Annotated in this window: 13 protein-coding genes; 3 read left to right on the top strand and 10 right to left on the bottom strand. The window is 41.5% G+C overall.

Annotation, left to right across the window (positions count from 1 at the left end; genetic code table 11):
- Window positions 1-2: 2 nt before the first annotated feature.
- Window positions 3-941, bottom strand: coding sequence for a hydrogen peroxide-inducible genes activator (locus B3139_RS06215; RefSeq protein ID WP_293880881.1), 939 nt, complete (start codon window positions 939-941; stop codon window positions 3-5).
- 226 nt (window positions 942-1,167) lie between these two features.
- Between B3139_RS06215 and B3139_RS06220 the strand changes: the two genes are divergently transcribed.
- Complete coding sequence (locus B3139_RS06220; protein WP_293880883.1) at window positions 1,168-3,330, top strand: S46 family peptidase; 2,163 nt, start codon at window positions 1,168-1,170, stop codon at window positions 3,328-3,330.
- A 126-nt stretch (window positions 3,331-3,456) separates the two neighbouring features.
- Here B3139_RS06220 and B3139_RS06225 read toward each other — a convergent pair whose 3' ends face one another.
- Window positions 3,457-4,635: a MalY/PatB family protein gene (locus tag B3139_RS06225; protein WP_293880884.1), complete on the bottom strand. Its 1,179-nt coding sequence runs from the start codon at window positions 4,633-4,635 to the stop codon at window positions 3,457-3,459.
- Window positions 4,636-4,817: 182 nt separating this feature from the next.
- Here B3139_RS06225 and B3139_RS06230 point away from each other — a divergent pair, with 182 nt between their 5' ends.
- Window positions 4,818-5,210 (top strand): diacylglycerol kinase family protein, encoded by a 393-nt coding sequence (locus tag B3139_RS06230; protein WP_293880886.1) that lies wholly within the window; start codon window positions 4,818-4,820, stop codon window positions 5,208-5,210.
- On the opposite strand, the gene B3139_RS06235 is transcribed toward B3139_RS06230, so the two are convergent.
- Window positions 5,184-5,672: a hypothetical protein gene (locus B3139_RS06235; RefSeq protein WP_293880888.1), complete on the bottom strand. Its 489-nt coding sequence runs from the start codon at window positions 5,670-5,672 to the stop codon at window positions 5,184-5,186. The two genes, B3139_RS06230 and B3139_RS06235, sit on opposite strands and share 27 nt — an antisense overlap.
- Before the next feature lie 262 nt (window positions 5,673-5,934).
- Between B3139_RS06235 and B3139_RS06240 the strand changes: the two genes are divergently transcribed.
- Window positions 5,935-6,123 (top strand): hypothetical protein, encoded by a 189-nt coding sequence (locus B3139_RS06240; RefSeq protein ID WP_209575606.1) that lies wholly within the window; start codon window positions 5,935-5,937, stop codon window positions 6,121-6,123.
- A 96-nt stretch (window positions 6,124-6,219) separates the two neighbouring features.
- Here B3139_RS06240 and B3139_RS06245 read toward each other — a convergent pair whose 3' ends face one another.
- The 7 genes from B3139_RS06245 to glgB form a co-directional block, all read right to left on the bottom strand.
- On the bottom strand, window positions 6,220-7,953 hold the full coding sequence (locus tag B3139_RS06245) for a thiamine pyrophosphate-dependent enzyme (protein WP_293880890.1): 1,734 nt from the start codon (window positions 7,951-7,953) through the stop codon (window positions 6,220-6,222).
- 122 nt (window positions 7,954-8,075) lie between these two features.
- Complete coding sequence (locus B3139_RS06250) at window positions 8,076-9,869, bottom strand: DUF4091 domain-containing protein (protein WP_293880892.1); 1,794 nt, start codon at window positions 9,867-9,869, stop codon at window positions 8,076-8,078.
- A 112-nt stretch (window positions 9,870-9,981) separates the two neighbouring features.
- Window positions 9,982-10,764, bottom strand: a complete 783-nt coding sequence (locus B3139_RS06255) for a zinc-dependent peptidase (RefSeq protein WP_293880894.1) — start codon at window positions 10,762-10,764, stop codon at window positions 9,982-9,984.
- A 1-nt stretch (window position 10,765) separates the two neighbouring features.
- A complete protein-coding gene (locus tag B3139_RS06260; protein WP_293880896.1) occupies window positions 10,766-11,527 on the bottom strand; it encodes a hypothetical protein in 762 nt (253 codons plus the stop codon).
- 160 nt (window positions 11,528-11,687) lie between these two features.
- The gene (locus B3139_RS06265) at window positions 11,688-12,971 is read right to left on the bottom strand and encodes a glucose-1-phosphate adenylyltransferase (protein WP_209575616.1); all 1,284 of its coding nucleotides are present in this window, start codon (window positions 12,969-12,971) and stop codon (window positions 11,688-11,690) included.
- A gap of 6 nt (window positions 12,972-12,977) precedes the next feature.
- Entirely contained in the window at window positions 12,978-14,390 is a 1,413-nt protein-coding gene (locus tag B3139_RS06270; protein WP_293880898.1) for a glycogen synthase, read from the bottom strand.
- 148 nt (window positions 14,391-14,538) lie between these two features.
- Window positions 14,539-16,497, bottom strand: a complete 1,959-nt coding sequence (glgB, locus tag B3139_RS06275; RefSeq protein ID WP_293880900.1) for a 1,4-alpha-glucan branching protein GlgB — start codon at window positions 16,495-16,497, stop codon at window positions 14,539-14,541.
- Between the last annotated feature and the right edge of the window lies 1 nt (window position 16,498).

Raw genomic sequence — 16,498 nt, forward strand, 5'->3', positions numbered from 1 at the left:
TCTTATTGAAAGCTCAACACTTCCTTCTTCTTTTTTGTTTTAAATTTATCAGGCACTACGGCTAGTATTTCTTTTTCTAAGGCCTGGATTGCATGTCTTTTGACGTAATTTTGGGTCGTTACCAAGGATATTTCCCGTACCGGTTCTGGCGATTTGAAATAACGGATCCGATCCAATTGTTCATCAGAATAATCCCAGATCGATAATTCTGGCAATATCGTAATTCCGTCGTTGACATCCACCATGCGCTTTAACGTCTCTACACTACCCGTATTGTACTCGAATCTTCCTGTAAGATCTTGATTGTGCTTGTGGTGACAAATATTAAGTACTTGACCGCGCATGCAATGGCCTTCATTAAGTAACCAAAGCTTATCGTCAGCAATATCATCACCACTAAGTATTTTCTTTGAAAATAGGGAACTATTGGTCGAAATATAAGCAACAAAGTTTTCATAAAACAAAGGCGATTCCAATATCCCAGGGTCATTTAACGGAGTTGACAACACACCACAATCCAAAAGTCCGACTTTCAATTCATGAACAATTCGTTCTGTCGTATATTCCCATATCTGCAATTGTAGTTTCGGATACTTCTCCATAAATGTGGACAACACATTTGGAAGTAAATAAGGGGCAATTGTTGGAATGACACCGACCTTTAACGTGCCTTCAATTTCTCCTTTTTTATCTTGAACAATTTCATTGATCTTCCGGCTTTCTGTTAAGACTAGTCGAGCCTGAAGAATAATTTTCTCGCCGATTTCTGTTGGAATAACAGGCTGTCGACTGCGATCAAAGATTTTCGCTCCTAAAGACTCTTCAAGTTTTTGAATTTGCATGCTCAATGTTGGCTGCGTGACAAAACATTTTTCGGCAGCTGCAACAAAACTTCGGTAGGTATCAACAGCTACAATATATTCCAATTGGATTAAGGTCATCTTACTATCTTTAAAGCACAAAACTACGAATCCTGTCGTAAACCATAGTCAAATCCTTTATAATTAAACTCAGCATAAGTATTTGGCTCGTACATTATACAATAAATACCTTGCCAAAAAAGCCCTATATATCCACTATTGTTACATTTGTTCGCATAAAAAATCGATTTCATCAAAATGCTTTTCTTAAATTTGGAGATTTACAACAGTTGATAGTTAAAACCCTATGAAGTTTATAAATCATACGACAATTGCGCTAGCTTTATTCTTAACCGTGGCAAATAGCTCTTATACCAAGGCGAATCCGGACGAGGGAATGTTTCCATTAAGTGAATTAAATAGGGCTGGGTTGAAGAAAGCTGGACTAAAGATCAGTGAGAAAGACATTTACAACCCTGGCCAGGTCGGTCTGGTAGATGCCCTTGTTCAAGTCAGCGGATGTACAGGATCGTTTGTTTCCAATCGTGGACTGATTATAACCAATCACCACTGTGCCTTTTCGGCTGTGCAGCTTGCCAGTACAGCAATAAACAATTACCTGAAAAATGGTTTTGTCGCGCAAAACCAAGAACAAGAGATTGAAGCTAAAGGATTAAAAATCAGAATCACCGATTCTTACGAAGATGTTTCAGCCAAAATATTGAATGCTGTGGCCAATATCAGCGATCCTGTAGAACGCATCAATACCATCAAACGTAAACAACAGGAACTGGTTAAACAAGCTGAAAAAGAGGATCCAACCATTAAAGCCGAAGTGTCGGAAATGTTTATCGGAAAAAGTTATGTGTTGTTTCGCTATAAAACGATCGAGGATGTTCGTCTAGTTTATATTCCCCGTCAAAATATCGGCGAATTTGGTGGAGAAACAGACAACTGGGTATGGCCTCGCCACACTGGAGATTACTCTTTTTTGAGGGCATATGTAGACAAAAACGGAAAATCTGCTCCTTATTCAAAAGATAACGTTCCTTACCAGCCCAAAAAACACCTTAAGATCAATCCAAATGGCGTACGGGAAAATGATTTTACTTTTATACTCGGCTATCCCGGAAAAACATTCCGGCACCGCCCAGCACAATATATCCGATATCAACAAGAATATCTTTTACCTTACGTATCCAATCTATACGACTTCCAAAATAGACAAATGGAAGAAGCTGGAAAAGACAATACTGATATTGCATTATCCTTGGCCACTCGTATAAAACGAAATGCCAATGTATTAAAGAACTATCGTGGCAAACTCAAGGGTTTAAAAGGTATCAACCTGCTCTCGACAAAAAAACAGGAAGACGAAGCATTGGCGGCATTTATTCTAAGTAAGCCCGAACTAAAAAATAAATATGGAAACCTCCTTGCTGAAATTGACGCTTATTACGAGCTGAGTGATCAAGATGCGCTAAAGGAGCTTTGGATCAACAACATTTACAACAGCACAAGCCTATTGAAAGTCGCTCGCGATATCAACATGTTGAAAGCCTTCTTGGCCAAGGAGAGGTCACCCCAATCGGCCAAACAATTGTTCGATCTCAATATCGAAAAATTAAAAACGGCTCTCAACGAAACTTACGAAAGTTATAATAAACAGGCCGATAAGCGGATTTTCGCTAAAATGTTGGAAGATGCCGTTGCCTTTCAGGGCAAAAATCAACTTGCCTCTATTCAGAAATTGCAATTCAACAATGAAAAAGCGCAGCAGTTTGCGACTGAAATCATTCAGAATAGCAAACTTGGCGATCAACAATATGTACTGAATACCGTCTTGGCCAATGCCGATGCGCTTCTAAAATTTAACGACGAATTATTGGATTTCCAGGATAAGCTACATAACGATATCGTCGAGTACGCGGCTGAGCAGAAAAGACGCGAAGGAGTACTCAACAAATTAATGGGCGATTATGTCGCTGTTAAGGAAATCTTTCAGGCCAAAAACTTTATTCCGGATGCAAACTCTACCTTACGTTTGACTTATGGTCACATCAAAGGTTATTCTCCTGCTGACGCAACCTATATGAAACCGTTCACCACGATCGAAGGAATCATTCAAAAAGGAAACCTGGGCTTACCTGAGTTTGACTATCCACAAGAAATCAAAACAGCTTATCTCAACAAAAATTTTGGACCTTACCTGCAAAAAGATCTCGGATCTGTCCCTGTGAATATTTTATATGATATGGATACGACCGGAGGAAATTCAGGATCTCCAATTATGAATGCCAATGGCGAATTGATCGGCGTAAATTTTGATCGTGCCTATGACGCAACAATCAATGATTTCGCTTGGAACGAAAGCTATAGTAGATCCATCGGCGTAGACATACGTTATGTCCTTTGGGTTGCCGATAAAATTGATAATGCACAGTTCATTCTGAAAGAAATGGGTATTTAATACGCACTGAAACAAGTCTCAAAAAATCCGCTGCATCGTCTAATGTAGCGGATTTTTTGTTCGTACCGACACGATGACGTCAACACCCGCGCGAATAGCTTACTTTCGTGTCAGGGTGACTATCCACTATTCTCCAGCTTGCAGTAACGGTAAAAAAACTGTTTTTAACCGCAATAAGCCGCTGGTTAAAACATCCCTTGAACAGGCAATATTTAGCCGGATAAAGGTGTCGCTCCCTTTTCCGTACATTGCTCCTACGTTAACCTGAACATGCACTTCTTCCAATAACAACTGTCCCAATTTTCGACTTGAAACGCCCAGAGCACTACAATCTACCCATACAAGATAGGTGCCTTCCAAAGGAAGTACATGCAAAGCCGAAAGATGCTCAGTCATAAAATCTTTTAAATACAAATAATTGGCGTGAATATAATCTAACGCCTGATCCAACCATTCCCCGCCCGATTCATATGCGGCGATCAAACCTGTTATGGCGAAGGGGCTTACACTGCTAATCTCATTCGCAAGAAAAGCCAGCTGGACCTTCTTCTTGAGCTCAGGATCTGCTGCAACGACCGTAGCAACCTGTAAGCCTGCCAAGTTAAAGGTTTTGCTCGGCGCAATGCACGTAATTGAATTTGCCAAAAAGGAAGCGCTGATGCTTCCAAATGGAATATGCGTATAGCCATCAAATACCAAATCACAATGAATTTCGTCTGAAATAACTAAAACATGATGCCGCAAGCAGATATCTCCTAAACGTTCTAATTCCGCTCGAGTCCAAACCCGTCCTGCGGGATTATGGGGGCTGCATAAGATAAATACCTTAACTCTCGGGTCGCTTGCCTGCAATTCAAAATCCTCAAAGTCGATGCTATACTGCCCATCATGATACTTTAAGTCATTGGATACAACCTCCGCCCCATTACGTTCAATAGCGGAAAAAAAACAATGATAGACAGGTTCCTGAACCAGAATCTTGTCACCAGAAGCGGTAAATGCTTTAACTAAAGCCGAAAGTGCCGGTACAACACCAATCACAGGGAGCAGCCATTCCTGCAGAAGGGCAAATTTATGCCGTTGAAAAGACCATTTCATAATCGCCCTGTAAAACGCAAAAGGAACAGAAGCATAACCATATATGGCATGCTGAACCCGTTCTGAAAGTGCATTTACGATAGGTTGTGCTGCAGGAAAATCCATATCTGCCACCCAAAGCGGAATCAAATCTTCATAGTTCTGCTGATTCCATTTGACTGAATCGGTACCACGACGAACAATTGTTTTGTCAAAATTATAGATCATACAGCAATTTAATGAAAATTAGGAGGCATTCGAAAGAAAAGGAGGACAAAGTAGACTTAGATTTAAAACACGAGATAAAATGAATAGTATAACAGGATTAGCTTGATGTAAAAAAACACTAAAAATCGTGCATCCTAGCCCCTCATAAAGCATTATCTTTATATCAAATAGAAATGACAACAATGGCAAAAGATAACTTTTCATTTAGTGCAAGATTAAAGAGTTTTCGCTATGCTTTCAACGGAATAAAGACAGCTTGGCAGGATGAACACAATTTCAGGGTGCACAGCGTAGCGGCTGTTATCGCCTTAATTCTCTCCATTATACTTAACATCAGTGTAAACGAATGGATTGCCGTGCTATTTTCCATTGGCTTCGTGTTCGTCTGTGAGCTATTAAACACCGCGGTGGAAAATATAGCAGACTTTATCTGTAACGAGGAAAACCCGACCATAAAAAAGAGTAAAGATGTAGCCGCAGCTGCTGTGATGATAAGCAGCATCACAGCATTACTAGTCGGCCTACTAATTTTTATCCCAAAGCTAATCTCATTTATCTCCAGATACATTTCTTAGCGGGAATTTTTCATCAAATGCTAGCTTGTTTACATCAACAAAAGACATTTTTCCAGCTTTTTCCTCCATTGCGCCATAACCTTCCAGCGCATGCTCCTTGGAGAGTTTAAACGCTACCTGTCGGACAGATTCCTGTCCCTCAGAAGAAAAGGTATAATTAGCCAGTAATAGATCGCCTTTTAATTCCCCTTCAATATGTCCCGTGTTACGGTCTTTTTCCTTCCAGGCATAGCTTAAATCACCATGTACCTTCTCCCCGTCGATAACGACTGCCAATGAAATTGTATCGCCATTTTTAAGATATTGATAAGTACTCTTTCCCGTAGAAGGGTTCGAACCTTCCAATGGTCGAGCATCATATACAGTAGTATCCCGCTTCGTTGAAGACTCCTGGTTTTTCTTTTCTTGGTGGCAAGCAGTGCTACACAGCAATAGTATAAATCCAAAATTGATTATTCTCATATTGTATTTTTTATTTACACTATAAAAAGCAATTCAAAATAAATTTTGTTTTAAATAACTAACATTTAGAATTTTAAAATTCACAAAACAAAAAAATGTAAACATTGTTTATCTATTAAATAAATAGGCTATCAATATTACCGATAAGCTATTAAAAATAAACAATTTAGTAACAATAAAATTATCGAAGGCTTATTGTAAAGCTAATTTTTATTAGTAAATTGTACGTGATAAAATTCAGGAATTCTTAACCAATATTAGTATGAAAGATGTAAGCTTTAAGAAATTTGATAGTGGATGTAATTCACTCACAAAATTGTCGATTGAAACAGACTTAGCTATTATTGTTAATGAGCAAGTTGGAATTTCTCCAGAATCGAAAATTGAAAAACTCAGACGCTGTAAGGAAGAGTTACTGAAAAGCCTATGGTTTGTTCAACGTCAATATTAAGATAATATTTCTTCCAAATTCTACTTTAACAGACAATGCCCTCGAAGCTGATTTTCGAGGGCATTGTCTGTTTCTTGACCAGTTTCTCAGCAATAACTAAAGCGACTTTAAATGCTTATAATTCGACTTAATGGTATCCCATACTTCTTCAAAATTACCCGATAACATCAACTTAGCCATGCTTTCTGTCATGCCTTTCATTTGGCTAAATGATATTTTTGGGGGCATGGCAAGCGCATTCGGATTGGTATAAATATCCAGCAAAACTGGCTCATCGGTGATGTTGAGTGCTTCGTTAAGTACCCTATCCACATCTTCGGGCTGCGTTACTGTAAATGCGCGGATACCCATCGCCTGCGCAATCAGAGCAAAGTCGGGGTTCACCATATTGGTTTCCTGGTCTTTCAAACCTGCCACCTGCATTTCCAACTTGACCATACCCAGAGAGCGGTTGTTGAAAACAACGATTTTAATAGGTAAGTTATATTGCTTTATTGTTGCGAGATCCCCCAGTAACATAGACAATCCCCCATCACCGCAAAACGCAATAATTTGGCGTTCGGGATGTGTCAATGCTGCTCCAATAGCCATCGGCATGGCATTTGCCATAGAACCATGATTGAAGGAACCCAACATAATACGGTCCTTGCGCTGGTTAATATAACGCGCTCCCCAAACACAGCACATTCCTGTATCCAGCAAAAAAACAGCATCATCACTGGCCTTCTGATCAATTGCATGGGCAACAAATTCAGGTTGAATAGCACATTCGCTACCCCGATCGTCTACGTAAGTCATTAAATCTTCCTTCACCTTCGCGTACGACTCCAACTGCTTATCTAGAAATTCCGTATCGGCTCGCGCCTCTATAAAGGGCAATACAGCTTTTAACGTATGTTCGATATCTCCTACCAGCCCATAATCTACTATAGATCGACGTCCTAGCTTTTCACCTTCAATGTCAATCTGAATAATGGTTTTATTCGTAGGTATAAAATCCTTATAAGGAAAGTCGGTCCCTAGAAGTAAAATAAGATCCGATTGATGCATACTTTGAAAAGCCGAAGCCATACCTAACAGTCCGGTCATACCAATTTCGTTAGGGTTATCGCGCTGAATATCCAGCTTTGCTTTAAAAGAATAGCCAACCGGCGCTTGGATCTTTTGCGATAATTCAACAATCTGCTTTTGTGCTTTTTTTGCACCTACACCGCAAAATAAAGTCACTTTTTCGGCCTGATTGATATACTGTGCAAGACGACCGATTTCCATGTCCGAAGGTCTCACCTGAGGCTCAGTAAAAAATACTTTCGACGATGTATTCATATCGACCGCCTCCATTTCAGAGACGTCCCCAGGAAGCCCGATAACAGCAACATCACGTTTAGATATGGCTTGTTGAAGCGCATTCTGAACCATGCGCTGCACCTGCTCAGGCCGGGTGATCATTTGATTGTAGCAAGAACAATCATCAAACAATTTGATTGGATTGGTTTCTTGAAAATAATCCGTTCCAAACTCGTATGTAGCACACGTTGATGCAATCACAAGCATCGGTACACGCGTTTTGTGGGCTTCATACACACCATTGATCAGATGTACATGCCCCGGTCCACTGCTACCGGCACAACAGGCAATCCCATGTAAATCTGCTTCTGCTGTTGCGGCAAATGCTCCAGCTTCTTCATGTCTTACATGTATCCATTGCATCGTTCCATCGGCGTGGACCGCTTCGTTGAAAAAATTTAAACTATCGCCCGTTACGGCATAAATACGCTTAATTCCCGCATTCTTTAAAAGGTCAACAATCTGATGTGCTACATTTTTCATACGCATAATATAATTTTAGAATGTAATCAAGCGATTTGTGCTGTTTACCCAATCGCTACATGTTAACAACAATATTATAGGGGTAATGGTTTGCCAATTTCCTCGGGCATAACCCATATTGGCTATTTGCCGCTCGGTCTGATTTCTTGCGACAGTTCATTCACAAAATTCTTTGCGTCATTGAGGTCTTTATTCCAGTCCGCATAGCGTTTCGCTGTATTGAGTTTTGCAATTTTCGCATTCAGTTTCGTTAAATTAAGTTGATCATTTGATTCCTCCAACATTTTGATTAACAGGTTCACTTTTGTGTAGTCTTGTATTCCCTCCAGCATGCGCTCATAGCGGATCGAACTTCTTCCCTGTGGATAGACAATATAGGTATCTCCTGCTGGCCATGTGCGAAACCTGGAATCACGCAGAGGATCTAGCACCCATGAATTAAAAGCCCAGCGCAACGCGCCATCGAAGCCAGCTGCCAGGGCATACCAAGCCATATAAGTAGATTCTGCGGGGTCGGAGAATGTAAATTGATTTGGAAATTCGTCAGAACAACACACATAGAATGTCGTTACATATCCCTTCTTTCTTCTGGCAATGAGATCTTGCTGATCAAAAGGATCGCCAGCAGCAACGCTGATATCGATACTTTTGGGATAACGCTGGTAACTTTTGTGGTTATCTGCAAACGCGATTTTAAATTCAGGAGTGACCTTCTCCAACAAGGCGACGGCAGCATCCATTTCCTCACGGCTCCGTTCATCCATGGCAATATTGGTTATCTTCAACCAGCCTTTCACACGCAGATGTTTACTGAAATCTTTTAAGAAAGACGACCATAATGCTTCGAATACCGCTGTTCCTGGCTTTGCTGTAACATTGACCAATTGGTTTTTTCCTTCGTCAAAATAATGAACCTCATTATTCCATGGCAATAAAGAGTAACAGTTGATCTCCTTACTGATCCCCAGACCCATCATAAAGGTGACCCAACGGTCGAATACCGAATAGTCGTAAGACCAAGATCCATCCTTACCCTTTTTCCAGATGATCATATCGGCGTAGGGATCATAGGTTTGTACATTCCAGGGATCTTTGTTGAGCGTAGCTGTAATGACCTTCTGCCCTGCTGCCGCCAACTGCATCATCGTCGGTTTCAAAGTCTCAAAATGTGCATCGCTCCACATCTTCACCTTGTTCACGCGAGCAACTGCCGAAGGATGTTGCCACTGATCCAGATGGTAACTCCACTGAGACGCGGGAGGCAGCACATGATTTTGAACGATAACTGTCAGCCGCAGCTGCTCTTTCACGATACCATTTTGATGAATCGAGAGTGTTGTATGATAATTTCCCCCCGTTACATCATTGGGCACTTTGACAGTAACCCAGACAGGACGAACTTTTTTTGCTTCGAGATCGTAACTTTTGAGGTTATCCAACATATCTGCAGAAAGCGAAGCCTTAAAATCCGCTGGTTTACGGTACCCACATCCACTCGCAAATTCGTCCGTCATGACATACCGCACAAAGCGCGTCTGTACCACATCGCCAGGAATCGATTTACTAGTGGTGGACTTTAAATCACCTGCAGAAACAGTTACATGAGGTGCAGCAGCTGAAGTCCATAGAATAAACTGAGCTGACACCTGCTCGCCTTTCCAGGCGTATACGGTTGCTGCGCGTTGGGCAGTCAAATTGGGATTTAGGGATTTGGGATAACGTTTATCAATAGATACAAAGGAAGCGTGTAATCCGTCTTCAACATTTGACCAATCGGATAACGTATCTTTTGTTGGGTCGGCCATTTCCGTAAAGGTTGGCGCTCGAGTGAAACGCTGCTGGGCCAGCCCCTGATGATTACTACAGAGGAGGATGCAAACCAGAGTAATCGTAGAGTAAAGTGTAGTTTTAGGCATAACAGATATAGTTAATAAATAGAGTTAACAAAACTTTAGCGAAGCTCCTAAAAACGATGAATAATTCATCGGACAGTCCTTTCTTACACCTAAAAATTTCAATTATCAATAATTAGCTTTGTTCAAAAATTTCCGAAAGCGCCGCATAAAGCTCCGGATGATGCTGTTTAAATTTTTCTGGATTTTCAAAGAAATATTCCGATGCAACAGCAAAAAACTCTGCCGGATTTGTCATTCCATACACATCAATATCCGATTTATTGGCTTTTATATTTTCAATTTCTGTTCGTATTAAGTTCATAAAAGGGATTACCGAAGCTTTATCCATTAATTGTGTTGGAATACCATCCACTGTACCATCGGTTTTATCGAGGAGATGAACAAATTCGTGAATGGCGGTATTCTGTCCATCATTTGGATTTCTAAATCCATACTCCAAAGCCGACTTGGACAAAATCATCTGTCCGTTCATGGCGCCTTCCCCGACCATACCCATAATATGGCGATCGGCATGCCCTTCAAATTCATAAGCTGTATTGAACTGTGAAGGGTAAACCATAATATTCGTTAGGTTGGGATAAGTCCATTTTTTAAAGGAAAATATAGGTATAATCGCACTTGCAGCAATCATCATATAATCTTTCAGTTCAATCTCTACCCCCACACCTTCCACTTTGACGGTATCCAAAAAATTTAAACAGCGCGCTTCAAATTCCGCTCGGTCAGCAGTGGACAATTTGCGGTAGTAGGCGACTTCTCTTTCGAGAATTTCCTTACCTTCGTCACTCAATACACGTTTGATGGCTTTGCTATTTTTGGCCGTACGATTTAGCAGATAATACACGACATAAATCGTTACCGGTATAAGCAGTACAATGAACAGTTTTTCTAACATACTATTTGATCTGTATCCATTTGGGATCCCGAGCCTGCAAATTACGCAAAAAGCCTTTAAAATGTGAGGTTCCAAATAAGATTAAAATCTTTTGCTGCGGAGCATCAGCCACTAAAGACGCAAGATTCTCTTCCCTTTTTTTCATGATAAATTCTTTATCAAATTTATTTTTTAACGCTGTCTTCATGGGCTTACAGGAATAAGGCTCATTCAATGGCGTTTTAAAATCACATGCATCCAGATTGATGGTACCATACAGGTATTCAAACTCGTCAAGCAATTTATTTTTGGGAATATCGGCATTCACGGCTGTCTCATAATCTACGCGGAAAAACGAATAATCGGGCTGACTAATAATTCGCTGCCCCAGCTTACGGTACATGGGCGCCCGGAGTACTCTTGAAGTATCTCCAGGTGTTTCAATGCATTGCTGCAATCCGAGCCGATTGCCCGTCAGCTTTCTGAACTTGCGGTCATAAAGATCACGTTGCGCAGCGCTATCTACCTGGTAGGCTATACTTTCGTAAAAAACGACATATCCTGATTTTTGAAGAGAATCGACGGTGTTTTGAATATGATCATAGTATACCCGTGTGCCCAAATGCCGCATCGGAATATAAATCAACGTCCTATTGCCATTTCGAAGCTCAAATTTACGCGCTGCATCGCGCAATACGCCAGTCCCCTGCACCATCAAAGACGTATCGCAGTTGACCAGGGTGAACAACACAAAAAAAAGGGAGATTATCTGTCTAAATCGCATACTATTTTATGATATTATATGTTCCTTAACAGCAAAGACAGTACCATGTCACATTATTTTCCACTAGAGGTAAATTGTGTCCGGGTGATTACTTTTAAGAGACGTGTATAAGTATAACATAAAATGATACAACTAAATTATCTCCCTTGTACAATAAAATTTAAATGGACGTCAATCCTATCGTCGTACCATTTGGAATAACCGCATTCTTCTTGACGACCACGATCCCATCACAAATGGTATAAGTGGCGTGGTTAGCATTTAAAAGATGCGGGCCGCCGTTAATACGCACATCATTGCCAATACGGCAGTTCTTATCGAGAATCGCATTTTCGATATAACACCGCTCACCGACACCTACTACGGGAACATTTTTCCGCTTGGCCTCCTCCATATCAACAAGATCCTCATAATAATCGGATCCCATCATATAGGTGCCTCGCACCACAGATCCTGTCCCGATACGCGAACGAACGCCAACCACCGAGCGGTCGATCTTATCGGCCTGAATAATACATCCATCGGAAATAACCGAATTGATTAATGTTGTTCCGGAGATTTTTGATGGTGGTAACATCCGCGGACGCGTGAAAACCGTATTTTTGTCAAATAGGTTAAAGGCTGGGATATTATCGGTCAGACCAATATTCGCTTCATAGAAAGACCCTATTGTTCCAATATCAGTCCAATAGCCCTCAAATTGGTAACTCAGCACCCTATGGGTTTCGATCGCATCCGGAATAATTTCTTTACCAAAATCCATCCCCTCATTTTCCTCGAGCATACGCTTGAGCACGCTCTTAGAAAAAACATAGATCCCCATGGACGCCAGGTATTCTCTCCCTTCACGCTTTAAATGATCGCTCACTTCGGAATTCCAATCCACCAATTGCTCCGTCTTCGGTTTTTCGATAAAAGAAGTAATGTGATTTTTTTCATCCGATTTCAGAATCCCAAAGCCCGTCGCGTCTTTTCCATTCACAGGAATGGTCGCAATCGTCAGATCACCCTCATTTTCGACGTGGAAGTCTACCAAGGCATCAAAATCCATTTGGTACAACTGATCGCCGGATAAGATCAATATATAATCATAATCAATGCTCGCCAACTTGCGGAACGAGCGACGTACGGCATCGGCTGTCCCTTCAAACCATTTGTCACCATCATTGGTCTGCTCTGCAGCCAAAATATCGACAAACCCCTTACTAAAAATACTAAAGTTATAGGTGTTTTTAATATGAGAGTTGAGCGATGAAGAATTGAACTGAGTCAATACAAAAATCTTATTGAAACCCGAATTAAGACAATTCGAGATGGGAATGTCCACCAAACGATATTTCCCTGCAATGGGAACTGCTGGTTTAGACCGCTGATCGGTCAATGGATACAGACGTGAGCCCCTTCCCCCGCCCAAGACGATAGCTACTACATTGTGACGTGACATATCAAATTACATTATTTGGTTATATAGACTTATATATTTTGCAGCAGATTTATCCCAAGAAAAATCCAAGCGCATCATTTTACGTTGATTCTCTTCAAACTGCTTTTTGCTTGCGTAAAAAGTGGTAGCACGAATAATAGCTTCCGTAATTACAGGTATTGTCAGACCGTCAAAACCAACACCATAACCGTCGTTATCAAGATCAATTACAGTATCTCTTAGTCCGCCCACGCGATGCACAACCGGCAATGTGCCATATTTCATAGCATAGAGCTGGTTAAGCCCGCAAGGTTCCACCCGGGAAGGCATTAAAAGAAAGTCCGCACTCGCGTACAGCCAATGTGCCAGGTTTTCATCATAACCAAAGAACACGTCCAAATTTTCTACGCCAGCATCAACGAGCAATTTCACACGCGACTGGATCGCAGGATCTCCGGCACCTAGTATAAATATACCTAATCTACCTCGATATTTGGCTGTTAATTCCAAAATTATATCCGGCAGTAAATCAGCACCCTTTTCAGTGGCAAAGCGACCAATAAAAACGAGCAATGGCAACTTTGGATCGATTTTATATTGCGTTGCCAAGGCCTCTTTATTTTTCAATTTACCCGCAAAAGCTTGCTTGGCATCATAATTCGCGATTAGCGTATAGTCAGTCGAAGGATCCCATATCTCCCAGTCGATACCATTGACAATTCCGACCGATTTATCCCGCTCATCATAAAAAAGCTGCTGCAAACCATTTGCTTCTACATAAAGCTCTTCCAGATACCCTTCAGATACTGTCGTATACGCATCGCAACATTTGATCAGCGCGGCAAGTGGGTTAATTAAACCATCCCAATCCAACAGCCCCCATTTCCAGCTATCGTAAGCAGGTAATAGAACTGCCTTGTTCCACGGAGTCCAACCTTGGTATTGCCCATTATGTACAGTAGCCACAGTTTTTACATCGGCGAGATGAATGTAGTCATGGCTATATTTCATCAAAAAAGGTATTAAGCCGACATGATGATCATGACAATGCACGATATCAGGCCGTATAGCTTTTGCCTTAAACCAGCTTAATACCGCATGCTGAAACGCCATAAATTGCTCACCCTCATCCGCATAGCAATACACTTCCTGACGATCGAGTTTGCCTGGAATCTTGATTAAATAGAGTTCAAAACCCAGTATATCCTCCGCCTGCTTGTAAACAGCATAGTTCAACAATTTGGATCCTTGATAAAAAGAACCCTCGTGAACAACCGTAAAAGCGTTATCCCGAACAAACGGGCGGTCATACCAAGGCATAACGACAGCTGCTTCCCAACCAAGTTTGGCCTGATACTTGGGCAGCGCCCCTACGACATCCGCAAGCCCGCCAACTTTGGCCACGGGATAACATTCTACACTTAAGTGAAAAACTTTCATTAGAATAAGTCCATATTTTATCTGTGTTAAAGGCAAAAAGCTGCCTTCCTATTAGTTGTAACAACGCATTATAACGAACCTGAAAATCAATACCAAGTTCTCATCTAAATCTACACTTATTCCATTACATAATTTTTTGCGCGCTGTGCTAAACAGCGCTAACAGCCTTTTCTTCCGCCGAATTGACACCCTTTAGTTCTTTCTTCCTTTGAAGAACATAACCACCTAATGGCGGCAAATGAACTTGAGCAGACTGTATCTGATTCATCCAATGCAGGTGTTCAGTATGAATATTTGGCTGATGAATTCCTGAGCCGAAATAGATCAAGTCGTCAGAATTGAAAACCACTTCCCATTCTCCAGCATAAGGCAGACCTATGCGAAAATGCTCGCGAACAACGGGTGTTAGGTTCAGCACAACGACTGTATCATCCCACGCATCAAATCCCTTGCGCCAATAGACCACGACTGAATTTTCACGGTCGCCTGCATCTATCCAATCGAAGCCTGATGCTTCAAAAGCTTTTTGATAAAGGCTCGGTTGCCCCTTATATAAGGAGTTCAGCTCTGCTACAAATTGTTTCATGCCCTGATGCGGAGCATAGTCCAAAAGATGCCAATCCAGCGATTTATTAACGTTCCACTCTGCCGTCTGTCCAAATTCACCCCCCATAAACAATAATTTTGTTCCTGAAAAAGTATACATGAAGAGATACAATGTGCGGAGATTGGCAAATTTCTGCCATTCATCCCCGGGCATTTTATAAATCAGCGAATGCTTTCCATACACCACCTCATCATGCGACAACGGAAGCATAAAATTTTCGTGGAAAGCATAGACAGTTGCGAAAGTCAGGCGGTCGTGATGATATTGACGATTAATCGGATCCTCCTTAAAATAATCCAACGTGTCGTGCATCCACCCCATCATCCACTTCATACCAAAACCTAGGCCATCCGCATAAGTAGGCCTGCTCACCCCAGGCCAAGAAGTAGATTCTTCAGCGATTGTCTGCACATGTGGAAAATTACTATATACCGCCTCGTTTAGCTCTTTTAAAAATTGTACCGCTTCTAAATTTTCATTGCCACCATATTCATTGGGAATCCATTCTCCCGCATTTCGGCTATAATCCAGATACAACATAGACGCAACAGCATCTACCCGAAGGCCATCAATATGAAAACGATCCAGCCAGTAAAATGCGTTACTGATCAAAAAAGACCTTACCTCATTGCGGCCATAATTGAAGATATAGGATTGCCAGTCAGGATGAAAGCCTTTCCTTGGATCTTCGTGTTCATATAGACTGCTGCCATCAAATCGATAAAGACCGTGAGCATCACCCGGAAAATGAGAAGGCACCCAATCCAACAACACCCCTATACCTGCTGCATGAAGCTCTTCAATCAAATACATCAGGTCCTGCGCCGAGCCATAACGCGAGCTTGCCGCGAAATATCCTGTGATCTGATATCCCCAGGAAGGATAATAGGGATGTTCCATCAGTGGCATAAATTCCACGTGCGTAAAATTCATCTCCTTGACATAAGAAACAAGCTGCACGGCTATTTCCCGGTAATTCAGCAAAGTCTCAGGACTTTCCGGATCGCGCACCCAAGATCCTAAATGTACTTCGTAGACAGACCACGGTTGATCCAATCTGTTTTTAATGACGCGCTCCTGCATCCATTGCTTGTCTTGCCACGCGTACCAAGTCGAATGTACCAGCGACGCAGTCCTGGGTGCAACTTCCCATTTAAATGCAAATGGATCGCCTTTTTCAAGCTGTTCGCCCAAATAGGTCTGAATAACATACTTGTATGCCTCACCATTAGCTAGGCCAGGAATAAATCCCTCCCATATTCCGCTGCCGTCCCAGCGCACATAAAGCGCATCACGCTCTTTATTCCAAGAATTAAAGTCGCCGGAGACAGCAACAGATTTTGCATTTGGAGCCCAAACCGCAAAATAAACGCCTTTCTCACCGTTGACTTCCAGTTCATGTGAACCGAACTTTTCGTATAATTTAAAGTGCTTACCCGACTGGAATAAGGCGACATCAAATTCAGAAAATAGACTATGCGGAATTACTTCATTGGCCATG

It is taken from the genome of Sphingobacterium sp. UBA1498, from assembly GCF_002325125.1.
Taxonomy (GTDB): domain Bacteria; phylum Bacteroidota; class Bacteroidia; order Sphingobacteriales; family Sphingobacteriaceae; genus Sphingobacterium.